The sequence below is a fragment of the Nocardia sp. 2TAF39 genome (assembly GCF_052114905.1).
In the GTDB taxonomy this organism is placed as follows: domain Bacteria; phylum Actinomycetota; class Actinomycetes; order Mycobacteriales; family Mycobacteriaceae; genus Nocardia.
In genome coordinates, this window is sequence record NZ_JBFRFQ010000013.1 from 72,658 (window position 1) to 88,416 (window position 15,759).

15 protein-coding genes are annotated in these 15,759 nt (G+C 69.4%); 8 read left to right on the forward strand and 7 right to left on the reverse strand.

Features of this window, described 5'->3' with window-relative positions; translation table 11 throughout:
- Window positions 1-3: 3 nt before the first annotated feature.
- Window positions 4-1,452 (reverse strand): MFS transporter, encoded by a 1,449-nt coding sequence (locus AB4Z47_RS10500; protein ID WP_441949880.1) that lies wholly within the window; start codon window positions 1,450-1,452, stop codon window positions 4-6.
- 163 nt (window positions 1,453-1,615) lie between these two features.
- Here AB4Z47_RS10500 and AB4Z47_RS10505 point away from each other — a divergent pair, with 163 nt between their 5' ends.
- The 3 genes from AB4Z47_RS10505 to AB4Z47_RS10515 all read left to right on the forward strand — a co-directional run bounded on the left by AB4Z47_RS10505 (window position 1,616) and on the right by AB4Z47_RS10515 (window position 3,352).
- Window positions 1,616-1,783 carry a hypothetical protein gene (locus AB4Z47_RS10505; RefSeq protein ID WP_441949881.1) on the forward strand — a complete coding sequence of 56 codons (168 nt, stop codon included), beginning with the start codon at window positions 1,616-1,618 and terminating at the stop codon, window positions 1,781-1,783.
- A 54-nt stretch (window positions 1,784-1,837) separates the two neighbouring features.
- Window positions 1,838-2,824: an AraC family transcriptional regulator gene (locus AB4Z47_RS10510; protein ID WP_441949882.1), complete on the forward strand. Its 987-nt coding sequence runs from the start codon at window positions 1,838-1,840 to the stop codon at window positions 2,822-2,824.
- 105 nt (window positions 2,825-2,929) lie between these two features.
- The gene (locus AB4Z47_RS10515; RefSeq protein WP_441949884.1) at window positions 2,930-3,352 is read left to right on the forward strand and encodes an acyl-CoA thioesterase; all 423 of its coding nucleotides are present in this window, start codon (window positions 2,930-2,932) and stop codon (window positions 3,350-3,352) included.
- 22 nt (window positions 3,353-3,374) lie between these two features.
- On the opposite strand, the gene AB4Z47_RS10520 is transcribed toward AB4Z47_RS10515, so the two are convergent.
- From AB4Z47_RS10520 to pdhA, 3 genes are read right to left on the reverse strand one after another with little or no spacing between them, the layout of a single operon-like run.
- Complete coding sequence (locus AB4Z47_RS10520; protein ID WP_441949886.1) at window positions 3,375-4,778, reverse strand: dihydrolipoamide acetyltransferase family protein; 1,404 nt, start codon at window positions 4,776-4,778, stop codon at window positions 3,375-3,377.
- Window positions 4,779-4,808: 30 nt separating this feature from the next.
- Window positions 4,809-5,792, reverse strand: a complete 984-nt coding sequence (locus AB4Z47_RS10525) for an alpha-ketoacid dehydrogenase subunit beta (protein WP_441949887.1) — start codon at window positions 5,790-5,792, stop codon at window positions 4,809-4,811.
- Window positions 5,789-6,901 (reverse strand): pyruvate dehydrogenase (acetyl-transferring) E1 component subunit alpha, encoded by a 1,113-nt coding sequence (gene pdhA / locus AB4Z47_RS10530; RefSeq protein WP_441949889.1) that lies wholly within the window; start codon window positions 6,899-6,901, stop codon window positions 5,789-5,791. Before pdhA ends, AB4Z47_RS10525 begins: the two co-directional genes overlap by 4 nt.
- Window positions 6,902-7,049: 148 nt before the next feature.
- Between pdhA and AB4Z47_RS10535 the strand changes: the two genes are divergently transcribed.
- Entirely contained in the window at window positions 7,050-7,541 is a 492-nt protein-coding gene (locus AB4Z47_RS10535; RefSeq protein WP_441949891.1) for an Lrp/AsnC family transcriptional regulator, read from the forward strand.
- Between the two features lie 149 nt (window positions 7,542-7,690).
- Window positions 7,691-8,497, forward strand: coding sequence for an SDR family oxidoreductase (locus AB4Z47_RS10540; protein WP_441949893.1), 807 nt, complete (start codon window positions 7,691-7,693; stop codon window positions 8,495-8,497).
- A 13-nt stretch (window positions 8,498-8,510) separates the two neighbouring features.
- Here AB4Z47_RS10540 and AB4Z47_RS10545 read toward each other — a convergent pair whose 3' ends face one another.
- Window positions 8,511-9,722, reverse strand: coding sequence for a benzoate/H(+) symporter BenE family transporter (locus tag AB4Z47_RS10545; RefSeq protein ID WP_441949895.1), 1,212 nt, complete (start codon window positions 9,720-9,722; stop codon window positions 8,511-8,513).
- A 195-nt stretch (window positions 9,723-9,917) separates the two neighbouring features.
- On the opposite strand from AB4Z47_RS10545, the gene AB4Z47_RS10550 reads away from it, so the two are divergent.
- A complete protein-coding gene (locus tag AB4Z47_RS10550) occupies window positions 9,918-10,724 on the forward strand; it encodes a sulfurtransferase (RefSeq protein ID WP_441949978.1) in 807 nt (268 codons plus the stop codon).
- Window positions 10,725-10,734: 10 nt separating this feature from the next.
- Here AB4Z47_RS10550 and AB4Z47_RS10555 read toward each other — a convergent pair whose 3' ends face one another.
- Window positions 10,735-11,370 carry an HNH endonuclease family protein gene (locus tag AB4Z47_RS10555; RefSeq protein WP_441949897.1) on the reverse strand — a complete coding sequence of 212 codons (636 nt, stop codon included), beginning with the start codon at window positions 11,368-11,370 and terminating at the stop codon, window positions 10,735-10,737.
- 132 nt (window positions 11,371-11,502) lie between these two features.
- Window positions 11,503-11,865: a hypothetical protein gene (locus AB4Z47_RS10560; protein WP_327113074.1), complete on the reverse strand. Its 363-nt coding sequence runs from the start codon at window positions 11,863-11,865 to the stop codon at window positions 11,503-11,505.
- Window positions 11,866-12,006: 141 nt separating this feature from the next.
- On the opposite strand from AB4Z47_RS10560, the gene AB4Z47_RS10565 reads away from it, so the two are divergent.
- Entirely contained in the window at window positions 12,007-14,892 is a 2,886-nt protein-coding gene (locus AB4Z47_RS10565; protein WP_441949898.1) for a DEAD/DEAH box helicase, read from the forward strand.
- Window positions 14,889-15,656: an SWIM zinc finger family protein gene (locus tag AB4Z47_RS10570; protein ID WP_441949900.1), complete on the forward strand. Its 768-nt coding sequence runs from the start codon at window positions 14,889-14,891 to the stop codon at window positions 15,654-15,656. The genes AB4Z47_RS10565 and AB4Z47_RS10570 overlap by 4 nt, the downstream gene beginning before the upstream one ends.
- Window positions 15,657-15,759: the final 103 nt, after the last annotated feature.

Sequence of the window (15,759 nt, forward strand, 5' to 3'; positions counted from 1 at the left end):
CGGTTATTTCGCCGGGGCGACGACGCCCGCGTAGCGGCAGCACAGCAGCATGGCGATCAGCGGTACCACCATGGCCGTGGTCAGCGGCGCCACCGCTGTGAGCCAGCCGATCACCGTGGGGCCGGCGAGCAGCCCCAGATAGCCGACGCTGAACACCCGGGACATGTCGGTCGCGGCCGTGGCGGAGCCTAGATTTCCTGCGGCGGTGAAGATCTGGGGGACACCGCCGGAGAGCCCGAGGCCCGCCATGGCCCAGCCGAGCAGCGTCAGCGCGATCCACGGCGACACCATGATCAGAGCAAGTCCGATCGCGGCGATCAGCGTGCCGTAACGGACCACCGCGACCGGGCCGAACGCACCGCTGACCCGGTCGGTGGCCAGACGGCCGACGGTCATCGTCGTGGAGAAGGCGCCGAAGGCGAGCGCGGCCGTCGCCGCGTCCGCCCCGAGATGCTCGCGCATCTGTAGCGTGCTCCAATCCGCGGCTACGCCTTCGGCCAGCAGCAGCGCGAACGCGATCGCGGCCAGCGCCAGCACCTTTCGGCTGCGACCGCGGACCTCGGCACGCGCGATCGTGGCGTGTGTCGCCGCGTCCGGCTGCTCGTCGAGCGACTGTGCGGTCGGCGCGGCGTGATACTCGACCGGTGCCGCGGCGTGCCGGGGCAGTGCCGTATCGGGTAGTGCGGGGTTGTGATCGGGGAATGCTGGGTCGCGCCGAGGCGGTGTGGTGTCGTGCTTGGTCGCGTGCACGGCCTGGACGCCGTGGGTCGCCGCCTCCGCCGTTCCCGCTTCGGGCGTCGCGTCGCGCAGTAGCCGCGGCACCAGAGCGAGGGTCAGCGCGACGCAGCAGATCGCGGCCAGCGTCAGGGTCAGGCGCACATCCCAGTCCACACCTAGCGTCGCGGCACCCACCAGCGAACCGAGCAGGCCACCGCCGGAGAACAGCGCGTGGAACGCGGCCATGATCGGGCGGTGATACGCCCGTTCAACATGCACCGCTTGGGTATTCATCGAGACGTCCAGCGCGCCGTTGCCGAAGCCGAAGCAGACCAGCGCCAACGCGAGGCTGACGGGTCCGGTCGCGAAGCCGGGCCCGAGCACGGCGACCGAGGCGGTGCACGCCGCCGCGCCGACCAGGGCCCTGCTGCCGAACCGGTCGGCCAGCGGACCCGCCAGCCGCATGCCGACGATGCCAGCGCCGGCCATCAGCAGGATGAACATCCCCAGCGTCGACTTCGCGACGCCCGTGCGGTCGGTGATGACCGGGATGTGCACCACCCACATAGCGAGCAGGAAACCGCTCAACGCGAACACCGTGAATACCGCGGCACGCGCGACGCGGATCGAACGGTCGACCGTCGGGCTCAACACCATTTCGACGGTACCGAGGAACGGTCCGGTATGCCCGAACAACGGGATACCCGGCCCACCCGCGGAACCGGTCCAGGGCAACGTCGACCTGGTGGCACCCGGCTCGAGGCGCGCTTCGTTGAGCGCCGTGCTCGCGGGTAGGTCCTGCTTTTTCTAATTCAACGCGTCACTGCGCGGAGACATTCCAGATTCCGGTAGCCGCCGTGTGCACACCGGTCGGCGCCGCTGGCCAGGTTATGTGGGTATGCCCAGCCGAACGGATGTCGGCGGCGCAGGAGCCCCGCTGCGGAGTGGTTGCCCGCCCGGAGCCGGCGACGATGCGGCTGCCGGCCGTGCGGGTGCCGCCGGTGACGAGGACGAGGTGCTGGTGAGCGGTGGTGTGTCATGGTTCCGGTACCTCGGCGACGGATGAGACGGAACACGGCTCATCGGCTCATGAGCATGCGCAATCGTCTACTGTCGATGCGTGGATGTGCTCGCCAGTCTGCTCGAAGGTCCACGCGCCCGGGGTGCGTTCCTGATGTGTTCGCTGCTGGATCCGCCGTGGTCGTTGCGCATCCAGGACGGGGCCCCGCTGACCGTGGTATCGATGATTCGCGGCGGTGCGTGGATTCGCACCGAGCAGGGTGCGCCGCGGCAGCTGAGCGCAGGCGACGTCGCCATCTTCCGCGGGCTCGATCCGTACACCGTGGCCGACGATCCGGCGACCGAACCGCAGATCGTCATCCATCCCGGCCAGGTGACGAAGACGCCGGACGGCGAAATTCTCTGCGAGACACTCAGCCTCGGGGTTCGGCAGTGGGGGACTGATCCGGATGGTGCCACCATGATGGTCACCGGGACCTACGAGTCCGCGGGCGCGGCCAGCCAGCGCCTGCTGCGCGCGCTCCCGCCCGTCATCGTGTTGCGGCGCGGCGACTTCGACAGCAGGGTGCTCGACATCCTGGTCGACGAGGCGACCAAGGATGAACCCGCGCAGGGAGCGGTGCTCGACCGGCTGCTCGATCTGGTGCTGATTGCCGCGCTGCGCGCCTGGTTCGCCCGCAATGAGGCGCCCGCCTGGTACCACGCGTACGGCGACCCGCTGGTCGGCAAGGCCTTGCGGCTGTTGCAACACAATCCGGCGCACGGGTGGACGGTCGCAGGCTTGGCCGAAGCGGTGGGTGTGTCGCGGGCCGCGCTGGCCCGCCGATTCACCGACCTGGTCGGCGAGCCACCAATGGCGTTCCTCACCGAATGGCGGCTGGCGCTGGCCGCCGACCTGTTGCAGGAGTCCGACGCCACGATCGAGGCGATCGCCCGTCAGGTCGGGTACGGCAGCGCGTTCGCGCTGAGCACCGCGTTCAAACGCCACTTCGGTGTCTCCCCGCGCGACCACCGCCACGGCCGCGTGCGGTCAGGCCTGGAGGAGGGGGCTCGCGTAGCCACGGAGGGCCCCGCGCGCGGCGCATAGATACGGCCGCGTGCGGTCAGGCCTGGGGAGCTCGCGTAGCCACGGAGGGCCCGGCGCGCGGCGCAGAGATACCTCGCGACCCCCGGCTGAGCTAACGTCGGCCGGGTGACGCAGCAGTATCCAGTGCTCTGGCCGGTACCCACGCGGTGGGCCGACAACGACCACTACGGGCACGTGAACAACGTGACGTACTACTCGTACTTCGATACCGCGGTCAACGCATGGCTGATGCACGCCACGGGCACCGACATCCGCACGCTGCCGGCGCTCGGGGTGGTCGCGCAGACTTCCTGCCGGTATCTCGGCTCGATCAGCTTCCCGGACCAGCTGCAGGTCGGCCTGCGCATCGCGCGGCTCGGCCGCTCCAGTATCACCTACGATCTGGCCATCTTCCGCGAGGCCGACAACGCACCGGAACTGGTTGCCACCGGCACCTTCGTCCACGTCTACGTGGACGCGGAGACCCGCAAGCCGGTCGAGATCCCGGAGGTCATCCGCACCGTCGCGGCAGCGCTCGTCACCGAATAGGACCCACGCACCGCCTTGTGATTCATACGCGACTGAGCAGGGTGAGCGGGTCCTCCAAGAACCCGGCGGTGGTGGCGAGGAAGCGGGCGGCCAGTTCGCCGTCGATCATCCGGTGGTCGAAGCTCACGCCGAGGGTGGTCACCCAGCGGACGGCGACTTCGTCACGGAATACCCACGGCTGCTTGCGGATCGATCCGAGGCACAGGATCGCGGCCTCGCCGGGATTGACCAGTGGCATCCCGGCGTCGACGCCGAACACCCCGACGTTGGTGATGGTGAACGTGCCGCCGCGCAGGTCGGTGGGCGTGGCGGCACCGGAACGGGCGGTGTCCGCCACCCAGCTGATCTCGCGGGTCAGGTCCCGCAGGCTCAGGGTCTGCGCCTCTTTGATGTTCGGCACCAGCAGCCCGCGGCCGGTGGCCACTGCGATGCCCAGATTCACGTAGTGCTTGGTGACGATCTCTTGGTTGGCCTCGTCCCAGCAGCTGTTCATGCCGGGGAATTCCGTGAGCGCGGCCAGCACCGCCTTGGCAACCAGCGCGAGCGGCGTGAGGGTCAGGCCGGCAAAGGATGTGGTGCTGCGCAGGTGGTCGAGCAGCTCCATCGACGCGGTGCAGTCGAGGGTGACGAACGTGCCGGCCTGCGGAATGGTGCGGGCGCTGGTCAGCATCGCTGCGGCGGTGCGCTTGCGGATGCCGCTGATCGGGGTGCGGGCCTCGCGGGTGGTCGGACGGACGACGCCCGCGTCCGGGTCGGTGACGGGGGGCGGCGCGGCCTCGGCTTGCTCGGCCGGGCGCGGCTGGGAGACGGGCACTGCACCGCGTACATCGTCGACGGTCACCGCGCCGCCCGGCCCGGACCCCGCGACGAACCACAGATCGATGCCGAGTTCGCGAGCCAGTTTCCGCGCGCCCGGCGTGGCCGGCGCCCGCGTCACGCCGATCTTCGGGCGCATGCGTTCCGGCTCCTGGATCGTGTCGTCGGACGGCCCCGAGACCGGATCGGGTGCGGCGGTTTCCGCAGCGCCGTTGCCGCCGGGGTGTGAAACATCTTGCGGGGCAATGGCCGGCCTGCGTCGCCGGGTTACCACCTCCCCCTCCGGGCCGTAGCCCACCAGTACCGAGGTGCGTCCGGCCGTGGCGGCGTCCGGCCCGGCCACCTGCGCGTGCTCCACCCGAATCAGCGGCGCGCCGACCGGAACGGTGTCGCCCGGCTGCGCCAGCAACTCGACCACCCGTCCCGCGAACGGGCACGGTAGCGACACCACTGCTTTGGCCGTCTCCACCTCCGCGATGGTCTGGTTCAGCTGCACCGTGTCGCCGACGGCCACCGCCCAGGACACCAGCTCGGCGTCGGTGAGTCCTTCTCCGAGGTCGGGAAGCCGGAATTCCAGCACTGCCCCTGGGGCATCCTGGCGATCTTCCACGTGGGCACCTCTCACTACGGCGAATCCGCGTCAAGCGGCGAGTGAACGGTCGACCGCGGCGAGAATGCGGTCAGGGTCGGGCAGGTGGTGCTTCTCGAGTTTAGCCGGGGGATAGGGGATGTCGAAGCCGCCGACGCGCAGGACGGGTGCCTCGAGATGGTAGAAGCAGCGCTCGGTGATCCGGGCGGCGATCTCGGCGCCGAGGCCGGCGAACACCGGCGCTTCGTGCGTGACGATCAGCCGTCCGGTTTTGTCGACCGACTCCTCGACGGTGTCGAAGTCGATCGGCGAGAGGCTGCGCAGGTCGATCACCTCGAGCGAATGCCCTTCTTCCGCGGCGATTTTCGCCGCTGACAGCGCGGTGGCCACGGTGCCGCCGTATGCGACGACGGTCGCGTCGGTGCCGGTGGTGCACACCCTGGCGCGGTCCAGCGGCAGCCCGGAGTCGCGGTCGAGGGCGTCGAAATCGACGTCGGCCTTGTCCCAGTACCGGCGCTTGGGCTCGAAGAAGATCACCGGGTCGTCCAGCGCTATCGCCTGGCGGATCATCGAATACGCGTCCGCCGGATTGCTCGGCGTGACGACGCGCAGACCCGCGGTGTGCGCGAAATAGGCCTCGGGTGATTCGGAATGGTGCTCCACCGAGCCGATGCCGCCGCCGAACGGGATGCGAATCGTCAGGGGAGCGTGCACCTTTCCCTGCGTGCGGAAGTTGATCTTCGCCACGTGGGACACGATCTGATCGAATGCCGGATAGACGAAGCCGTCGAACTGGATCTCGCACACCGGCCGATAGCCGCGCAGCGCCATGCCGAAGGCCGTTCCGACAATGCCCGACTCCGCTAGCGGAGTGTCGATGACGCGATTGTCCCCGAAGTCCTTCTGCAGCGTGTCGGTCACCCGGAACACCCCGCCCAGGCGCCCGATGTCCTCGCCCATCAGCAAAACCTTCGGGTCGTCCTCCAGCGCGCGGCGCAACCCGATATTGAGCGCGGCGGCGAACGTGGTGATCATTGCGGGACTCCTTCCGGTCGCGCGGAGGACTCGCCGGGATCGCCGGTCATGTACTCCGTGTACTCCCGCCGCTGTTCGGTGATCAGCGGGTGCGGGGTGGCGTAGACGTGGTCGAACAGCTCCGTCGGTGCGGGATCGGGCAGGTCGATGGTCGCCGTGCGCACCTGGCGTGCGACCTCGTCGGCGTGCTCGGTGACCCGGAGCTCGAACGCGTCGTCCCAGTGGCCCTCGCGCTCCAGCAGCCTGTGTACCCGGTCGATCGGATCGCGCCGCGCCCATTGTTCGGTCTCGGCCGCGGAGCGGTAGCGGGTGGGATCGTCCGCGGTGGTGTGCGGACCCATCCGGTAGGTGAGCGCCTCGATGAAGGAAGGTCCACCACCGGACCGTGCCCTCGCTACTGCCTGCCTGGTCACCGCGAGCACGGCGAGCACGTCGTTGCCGTCGACCTGAATGCCGGGCATGCCGTATCCGTAGGCGCGGCGCGCGATCGGGGTCGGGCTCTGCACGCGGACCGGTTCACTGATCGCCCAGTGGTTGTTCTGGCAGAAGAACACCACAGGCGCGCTCCAGCTCGCGGCGAAGCCGAGCGCCTCGGCGATGTCACCCTGGCTGCTGGCGCCGTCGCCGAAGTAGGCGATGGTGGCGATTTCGGCGCCGTCCAGGTGCGCGGCGAAGGCGTAGCCCGTCGCGTGCAGGCCCTGGGAGCCGACAACGATGTTCGGATTGGTCATGTTCACCGCGTGCGGGTCCCAGCAGTGGTGCGCGACTCCGCGCCACAGGCGGGTCAGCTCGGTGGGAGGAACGCCACGGCAGTAGGCGACGGCGGCCTCGCGATAGCTGCAGAACACGTAGTCGTCGGGATGCAGGGCGTGCGCCGAACCGACCTGGGCGGCTTCCTGCCCGAGCAACGGCGCCCACAGTCCGAGCTGGCCCTGCCGCTGGAGCGCGGTGCCCTCGATGTCGATCCGCCGGGTGACCACCATGTCCTCGTACAGCGCGCGCAGCTGCTCTGGTCCGACGTCGGCGACCAGCGCCGCATGCTCGGGATCGAGGACTCGACGACCGTCGGGCTGCACCAACTGCACGGGATAGTCGGGCTTGGCTGGCATCGTGACCGCCTCCTCACCACGGGGCGCCGCAGTTAACTATGTGCTCTAACTCACAGCATCCACCGGAACGCGGACTGCGCAAGTGACCGCCATGCGAATGAGCAGAATGCTCAATTCCGACCGGACCCGTGATGTCATACTGCGTTGTATGCCCAGAGAAACCGCCGATGTGGCCCTGGATGCCACCGATGCCCGGCTGTTGCTGGAACTGGTCGCCAACCCCAGGGCGACGGGGGTCGAGCTGGCTGCGCGGCTCGGGCTGTCCCGCAACACTGTGCAGGCCCGGTTGTCCCGCTGGGAGGCGGGCGGCGTGCTGGGCAGTTTCGAACGCCGCGTGCGACCACGCGCCCTCGGCTATCCGCTGTCGGCGTTTGTCGCAGTCGTCGTCGACCAGCACCAATTGGATTCGGTGGTGGACGAACTCGCCGAGGTTCCCGAGGTGACCGAGGTGTGTGGCATGACCGGACTTACCGACCTCACGGTGCGCGTGGTCGCGCGGGACGCCGATGACCTGTATCGCATCGCCGGACAGATCCTCAAGATCCCCGGCGTGGAGCGGACCAACATGGCGCTGGTGATGCGCGAGCTGGTCGGGCCACGCACGGCTCCGCTGCTGGATCGGCTGGCGAACTCGAGCTGAACCGCGGTGTGGCCTGGCGTGGGCGAGAATCCGGCCTTCCAGCGGCGGCTTGCCGCCGCGTCGGCCTATGCGACCGCGCGCCCGCAGCCGTACGAGGTGGTCGCGGAGTTCTCGGCGGCGGGACGCTGACATCCCGCTAGGGTGCGGGGATGGAGATTTCGGGCAAGGTCGCGATCGTCACGGGGGCAGCTGCGGGGATCGGGGCGGCGCTGGCTCGTCGGCTCGTCGCAGGTGGCGCCCGGGTGGTGCTCGCAGACCTCGACTCCGAGGGCGCTGGGCGGGTTGCCGAGTCCCTCGGCTCCGGTGCCGTCGCGGTCGGTGGCGACGTCGCCGACGAACAGGTGATCCGCGGACTGATCGAGCGCGCAGAGGCCGAATTCGGGCTGGTCGACCTGTATTTCGCCAATGCAGGCATCGGCGGTGGCGCCGGACTGGACAGCACCGACCAGCAGTGGGCGGCCGCACTCGAGGTCAATGTCATGGCCCACGTCCGCGCCGCGCGGCTGCTGGTTCCCGGATGGCAGGAGCGCGGCGGCGGTTACTTTGTGTCCACGGCGTCGGCGGCGGGTCTGCTCACGCAGCTCGGTTCGGCACCGTACGCGGTGTCCAAGCACGCGGCCGTCGGGTTCGCCGAATGGCTGTCGGTCACCTACGGCGATCATGGGATTCGCGTGAGTTGCGTGTGCCCGATGGGCGTGGACACCCGGCTGCTGCACACCGGCCTCGTCCCGCCCGAACACGCCGCCGCGGCCGAACTCGCCGTGAAGGCGGTGACCACGGCGGGCGCGGTGCTGTCCCCGGACGAGGTTGCCGAGGTCGTCCTCGCCGGAGTCGTGGACGAGCATTTCCTGATCCTCCCGCACCCCGAGGTACTGAAGATGTACCGCCACAAGGGCTCCGACTACGATCGCTGGCTCGACGGCATGCGCCGCTTCCAAGCCGCCTTGCAGGGGTAGTCGGCCCAGCGCTTCAGCGTAGGACCTTGCGGGCCACGAGACCGGCGAGCAGGGCCCAGAAGGCCGCGCCGATTCCGCCGAAGCCGACGCCGGACGCCGCGATCAAGAAGGTGACGATGCCTGCCTGGCGGTGCTCGTCGGAGCGGAGCGCTCCGCTGAGGGCCGTGCCGAGGGTCGCCAGAAGAGCCAGGCCGGCGACGGTCTCCAGGGTGCCCGTCGGTGCGGTCGCGACCAGCGTCACGAGGGCCGCCGAGCCGAGCGCGAGCAGCAGGTACGTCCCGCCTGTCGTGAACGCTGCGATCCAGCGCCGTTTCGGATCGGGATGCGCGGCCGGTGCGGCCGAGAGGGCGGCGCTGATCGCGGCCAGATTGATCGCGTGTCCGCCCGCCGGTGCGCCGAGAATGGTGCCGAGGCCGGTGACGGTCATGGCGGCCCGCCAGGGTACGTGGTAATCGAACGACTTCATCACCGCCGTGCCCGGAATGTTCTGGGACGCCATGGTGACGATATACAGCGGGATCGCGACACCGATCATCGCCTGCCAATTCCAGTGCGGCAGCGTCAGTTCGAGCGACGGTGCCATGGCGCCGACGTCGAGGTGCCTGTGCTGCACCACAATGCTGATGCCCCCACCGACCGCCGCGGTGCCGAAGGCCGCGATCACGGCCCAGCGCTGCGCGTACCGTTGCAGGACGACCCAGACCAGGATCACCGGAATCACCACCGCGGGACTGGTCTGCACCGCCCGCACCGGCGCCAGGCACAGCGGCAGCAGCACACCGGCCAGCATGGCCTGCGCGATCTGCACCGGAATCGCGGCCACCAGGTTGCCGAGTCGCTGCCACAGCCCGGTGATCACGATCAGCACGCCGGCCAGCACGAAAGCGCCGATCGCCGCGGGCCACCCGCCGGCCACTGCGCCGGTGCCCGCGAGCAGGGCCGCGCCGGGCGTGGACCAGGCCAGCGTGATCGGCATCCGATACCGGTAACTGAGCAGCATCATGCCGATCGCCTGGGTCACGCACAGCGCGAGCAGGCCCGACGCGGCTTGCGCGGAGTCCGCCCCGACCGCGGTGAGCCCGCTCAGCACCACCGCGAACGAGCTGGTGAAACCCACCAGCGCCGTGACCGCACCTGCGCCGAGCGGCTGGGTGAGCCCGGTCTTCGGCGCGACGGGTCCGTGCGCTGCGGTGGCAGGGGTTGCTGCCGCGGAAACGTTCGCCATCTGCCGGATATTGCCCCTGGTCACAGCGTTGTGTCGCCAGCCAGTGCCCCGAAACTGGCCTGAATTGCGTTCCCGCCCGTCGTGCCGTTCTCCGCGCCGCCACTGCGCGATACGACGACATCGCAGTCTCGGATGCGTAGGGTGGGGGAGTCGGTGCGCGAGGATTCGGGACGAGGAGCTGAGTTGAGCGCGGTACTGATCTCACCAGGAGAGCTTCGGGAAGCCTTGGTGGACAAGCGGCTTCGTCTGCTGGACGTACGCTGGGCGCTGGGTGACCCGGACGGGCCGCAGCACTATCTCGACGGCCACATTCCCGGCGCGGTGTTCGTCGATCTGGAAAGCGAACTGGCCGCGCCGCCTTCGCCCGCGCGTGGCAGGCACCCGTTGCCCGATACCGCGCAATTGGAGAAGTGCGCGCGCAGTTGGGGCGTGTGCGACGGCGATCCGGTGGTCGTCTACGACGCCACCGGCGGCATGGCCGCGGCCCGCGCCTGGTGGCTGTTGCGCTGGGCGGGCATCGCGGACGTGCGCATCCTCGACGGCGGCCTGCCCGCCTGGGTAGACGAGGTCGGCACCATCGCGACCGGCGCAGAACCGGATCCCGAGCCCGGCGATGTCGAATTGAGTCCCGGTCATCTTCCGGTGATCGAAGCGGACGCCGCGGCCCGCTGGGACGGCGTGCTGCTCGACGCAAGGGCGGGCGAGCGCTACCGCGGTGAGGTGGAGCCGGTCGATCCGCGTGCCGGACATATTCCCGGTGCGCTCAGCGCGCCGACCGCCGAGAACCTCGACGCCGAAGGGCGATTCCGTGGCGCGGACGAACTGCGTGACCGGTTCGCCGGATTCGGGTCGGGGCCGGTCGCGGTGTATTGCGGGTCGGGCGTGACCGCCGCGCACCAGGTCGCTGCGCTCGCTGTGGCGGGAGTCGAGGCGGCGCTGTATCCGGGTTCGTGGTCACAGTGGTCGAACGACCCGAAACGGCCGGTGGCGACGGGCAGCTGAGGCCCGCGCGTCACGGGCAGCGGTCCTGCAGCACCGCGTAATCGGCGGCGATCAGCGGCAGGTCGTACCGCGCGACCGCGGTGAGATACCGGCTCGTGTAGGAGCAGTGGCTCGCACGGGACGGTGGCAGCCATTCCGACGGTGTCTTGTCGCCCTTGGCCTGATTGGTCGGTCCGTCGGTGGCCAGCAGGGTGACGTCAAGGTCGTTGGCGAAGCGCACCCGGCGCTCGAGCGGCCAGAACGCGGCGCCCATGTCCCATGCGGCGGCCACTGGGTACACATGGTCGACTTGCACCGCGCTCGCCTCGGCCTTCGCGAAGGCGATCCGCCGGCCGGTGTACGGGTCGTGTGAGGTGCCGCTGACCACAACGCATTCGCCGGTGCGTGGTCGGTAACCCACCTCGGTGAGCTGCCTGCTCAACACGTTGTTGCGGGTGTCGCAGCCGTCGTGCCCACCCGACCCGTCGTTGTCGTCGGTCCAGGTCGGGCCGAACACGCATCCCTGGCCGGCCTTGCAGCCACGGTCGTAGCCGCCGGGGTGCGGCCGTTCCGGGATCATCCGGACGGTGGCGAGCAGTCGCTCGACTTCGACACGTGTCGGGCTGCCCGGGGCGGGGTCACCGCACCCGTGTCGAGTTCCGCGCACCCACCGAGCGCGAGCGCCGCCACCAGCGCGCCCACGAGCTATCGACGAATGTCCGCACCCATGACGCCAGATGTACCGGCAAGGACCGACATTCGAGGAACCCGGGGTATCAGGAGAGAAGCGCCCTCGACCTCACAACCAGGCGCGGGCCAGTAGATCGTCGTCGGCGACCTGGCTCGCCCTGGGTGGGAACCGCGTGGCCGAGATCGATTCGGTGTGCGCACCATCGTGCCCGATCAGCCACGAGCCGCCGCGCTCCTCGCACTCGGCGATCTTCGCGAAGGTGGTGAGCAGGAAGGTGATCGCGTCACGCGGATCGATGGTTCGAGCCAGACGCTGGGATTCACCGGGCCGCGACAGGTCCAGCCACACACCGGACTGCCCGTCGAGCCGCATACCGACGATCTTGTCGGCGTGCACAAAGGTGAATTTGCGCCGCTCCCACGGCGTCGTCGGCGTGAAGCTTTGCTCGAGAACCTGGAGCAGAATCGTCATGCTGCTTCCTCCGCTTCCGTTGACAGCAAGCTGCGATTCTTCTGCGATGACCAGCGGATATTCCAGTATGTCCCGCTAACGCCCAGAAATCCAGACGGACGGAGCAGCGACGATGTCGGACCCGTTTGATTGGATGGGCTGATGCTGCACGGTCTGTGGTCGCCGGGATCCGGGTTGTTGCTCTGGCACGACTCGCCGGTCACCGTGCTGCCCGACCCGCTCGGCGGCGTGCTGCGGTCCTCGAAATTCCGGCATCGAGCCGAGGTCCTGATCGCCGGGTCGGGGGTTTCCGCGACCGAGCAGGTCCGCGCACATGCGATGGCGCCGTCCGCGGCCGCGGTGGCCTTGCGGCAGCGGCTGCCCGCCGACGTGGTGTCGGGGGATCTCCGCTTCCTCGCCCAGGTGGCGCACGGCGTCGAACGCTGGGTACGCGCCGGACGGGTGGTGCCGGAACTGCGCAGGGAGGACGGCCAGTGGTGGGTGCGCTGGCGGCTGGTCGGCGGGGAGCGGCAACGCGCCTGGCTGGCCGAACTGGCGGCCGCCATGCCCCAGGCCCTGCGGGTGGCCGGACGTCCGGGCGCGCTGCTGGACGATATGGTCACCGAACTCACCGACCCGATCGCGCGGGTGCTGGTAGGCCTTCCCGATTCGTCGCATCCCCTGCTTGCCGCCTTGGTCGGCGACGTTCCGTTGGAGGGTGGCAGCTACCAGCTGGCCGAGGTCCTGGAGCGCTGGCGGGCCAGCCTCACCGGCGACGAACCGGATCTGGTGCTGCGCTTGCTCGAGCCGGACGGCGAATTCGGCACCGTCGACGATTCGGTGGCGTTGTGGCGGCTGGAGGTATGCCTGCGCATCACCGGTGAGGCACCGAAAACCGTTCCGCTGCACGGTGATCCGAACCTCGTCCGGATCGCGGTGGAGAAGCTCGGCGAGGCGCAGCGGGCCTATCCGAGGCTGCGCGATCTGCCGAGCGATCCGCGCAGCATGGATCTACTGCTGCCGACCGAGGTGGTCGTCGACCTGGTGGCGCACGGCGCACACGCCCTGCAGGCCGCGGGCGTCCGGCTGCTGCTTCCGCGCGCGTGGAGCATCGCGGAGCCGACCATGCGACTGCGGGTGGACAGCTCGGTGCCGGCCGCCGAGAGCACCGTCGGGATGCGCGGTCTCGTCTCCTACCGGTGGGAGCTCGCGCTCGGCGGCACCGTGCTGACCGCGGCGGAGATGGACCTACTCGTGCGCGGCAAATCAGATCTGGTCCAGTTGCGCGGAGAATGGGTGCAGGCGGACCACAAGGTGCTTGCCGCCGCGGCCCGCTATGTCGCGGCGCACACCGACGATTCCCCGATCACCTTCGCCGACCTGCTCGGCGAGATCGCGAGCGGGCGCGTGGAGCAGGTGCCGATCGCCGAGGTGACCGCCTCGGGCTGGGCTGCCGACCTGCTCGACCATACCCGCGAGCCCGAACCGGTCGCCCCGCCGATCGGATTGAAGGCTCAGCTGCGGCCCTACCAGGAACGCGGCCTCGCTTGGCTTGCCACCATGAGCCGCATGGGTCTGGGCGCGATCCTGGCCGACGACATGGGACTCGGCAAGACCGTCCAGGTGCTGGCCCTGCTGATGCACGAGCGGGAGGCGCGCTCGGCCTCCGATGGCGTGGTGGTCTCGCTCGACGAGGCGCGCCGTGGCAAGTCCGCACTGCCCGGTCCGCGACCAGCGGCCGAGCAGGCGCGCGCGGAGGGACCGACACTGCTGGTGTGCCCCATGTCGGTGGTCGGCAACTGGCAGCGAGAGGCGGAGCGGTTCGCGCCGGATCTGCATGTGTGGGTGCATCACGGCGCGGGACGGCGGGTGGGCGTCGAACTCGACGAGATGGTCGCCGCGGCCGATCTGGTGATCACGACCTACGCGCTGCTCGCCCGCGACGTCGAGGAGCTCGGTAGGCAGCAGTGGGATCGGATCGTGCTGGACGAGGCGCAGCACATCAAGAACGCGGGGACCAGGCAGGCTCGGGCGGCGCGGACGCTGCCCGCGCGGCATCGGCTGGCGCTCACCGGGACTCCGGTCGAGAACCGGTTGGAAGAGCTGCGCTCGATCATGGATTTCGCGATGCCCAAGGTGCTCGGCAGCCCGCAGTCGTTCCGAGCGCGCTTCGCGGTGCCCATCGAACGCGAGCGCGATCCGAACGCGATCAGTCGCCTGCGCTGGCTCACCCAGCCGTTCGTGCTGCGCCGGGTGAAGACCGATCCCGCGGTGATCAGCGATCTGCCGGAGAAATTGGAGATGACGGTGCGGGCCAACCTCACCGTCGAGCAGGCCGCGCTGTACCAGGCCGTGGTCGACGACATGCTCGCCAAGATCAGGGACGCGAAGGGGATGGCACGCAAAGGCGCCGTCCTCGGCGCGCTCACCAGGCTCAAGCAGGTGTGCAATCATCCGGCGCACTTCCTCGGCGACGGGTCTGGCGTGCTGCATCGTGGCGCCCACCGATCCGGCAAACTCGCCCTCGTCGAAGACGTGCTGGACGCGGTGCTCGCCGACGGTGAGAAGGCGCTGCTGTTCACCCAGTTCCGCGAGTTCGGTGAGTTCGTCGCGCCCTATCTCGCCGAGCGGTTCGGCACCGGCATCCCTTTCCTGCACGGCGGTGTGCCGAAGAAGAAACGCGACAGCATGGTCACCCGGTTCCAGCAGCCGGACGGTCCGCCGCTGATGCTGTTGTCGCTCAAGGCCGGTGGCACCGGGCTCAATCTCACCGCCGCCAACCACGTCGTCCACTTGGACCGCTGGTGGAATCCGGCGGTCGAGAACCAGGCCACCGATCGCGCCTTCCGGATCGGGCAGCAGCGCAACGTCCAGGTGCGCAAACTGGTCTGCGTCGACACCATCGAGGAGCGAATCGACGAAATGATCAACGGTAAGCGGCAGCTCGCCGACTTGGCCGTCGGTGCAGGGGAGAACTGGATCACGGAGCTGAGCACCGACGAACTGCGCGACCTGTTCGCCCTCGGTGCCGCGGCGGTGGGCGAATGAGTCCTTTCATCGATTACAGCGAGTTCGGCAAGAAGCTGCCGGTGCGCGGCGGGGTCGAGGCACGCAGCCGTCGCGGCGCGTTCGGGCGTACCTGGTGGGGCAGGGCCCTGATCGAATCGGTGGAGCGGATGGCAGAGCCGGGACGTCTGGCACGCGGACGCAATTACGCGCGGTCCGGTCAGGTCGTGAGCTACCGGATCGAGCCGGGCGCCGTAACCGCGGAAGTCCAGGGCAGCCAACCGCGTCCGTTCACCGCGGTGTTCACCGTCCGCCGTGTGCGCGACGACGAGCTGGAGCTGATCATCGAGACCATCCGGTCGGCGCCGGGCATGCTCGCCGAAATCGCTTCGGGCGCATTGCCCACCGGTCTCGGGCCGCTGCTGTTGCCGACCACCGCGGCGGATCTGGACTTCACCTGCACCTGCCCGGACCCGGGCTGGCCGTGCAAGCATGTGGCCGCTGTCTGCTATCTGCTGGCCGAGCGGCTGGACGAACGCCCACGCGAGATCCTCACCCTGCGCGGCCTCGACTTGGACACGCTGATCGGCGGTATCGAACGCGAGACGCGGTCCGCCGAATCCGATGACCCGTACGGCGACCATGCCGACTTGCCGGGCCTGCCGAAAGTCGAATTCCGCGCGGCCATCGAGGATCTGGATCCGGTGCTGCTGCGCAGGGCGCTGCGGATGACCGCGGCCGAGGAGTCGATCGCCGCGACCGGCCTGCGTGAACTCACCACGGTCTATCGCCTGTTCGACTCGTGAGCGAGGGAACCAGGGGCACAGTCGAGTGCTGCTCCGTCACGCCGGAGCCGAGCATCGGCGAGCGAACAGTGCGCGGTCGTGAATGGCTTGGATGGCACCCGGC

Excerpts from the sequence above, each read along its gene's own strand:
- AB4Z47_RS10505 (WP_441949881.1), top strand. The coding sequence starts at position 1,616 with ATGCCCAGCCGAACGGATGTCGGCGGCGCAGGAGCCCCGCTGCGGAGT.
- AB4Z47_RS10525 (WP_441949887.1), bottom strand. The coding sequence starts at position 5,792 with ATGATCACCACGTTCGCCGCCGCGCTCAATATCGGGTTGCGCCGCGCG.
- pdhA (WP_441949889.1), bottom strand. The coding sequence starts at position 6,901 with ATGCCAGCCAAGCCCGACTATCCCGTGCAGTTGGTGCAGCCCGACGGT.
- AB4Z47_RS10535 (WP_441949891.1), top strand. The coding sequence starts at position 7,050 with ATGCCCAGAGAAACCGCCGATGTGGCCCTGGATGCCACCGATGCCCGG.
- AB4Z47_RS10540 (WP_441949893.1), top strand. The coding sequence starts at position 7,691 with ATGGAGATTTCGGGCAAGGTCGCGATCGTCACGGGGGCAGCTGCGGGG.
- AB4Z47_RS10545 (WP_441949895.1), bottom strand. The coding sequence starts at position 9,722 with ATGGCGAACGTTTCCGCGGCAGCAACCCCTGCCACCGCAGCGCACGGA.
- AB4Z47_RS10560 (WP_327113074.1), bottom strand. The coding sequence starts at position 11,865 with ATGACGATTCTGCTCCAGGTTCTCGAGCAAAGCTTCACGCCGACGACG.
- AB4Z47_RS10565 (WP_441949898.1), top strand. The coding sequence starts at position 12,007 with ATGCTGCACGGTCTGTGGTCGCCGGGATCCGGGTTGTTGCTCTGGCAC.
- AB4Z47_RS10570 (WP_441949900.1), top strand. The coding sequence starts at position 14,889 with ATGAGTCCTTTCATCGATTACAGCGAGTTCGGCAAGAAGCTGCCGGTG.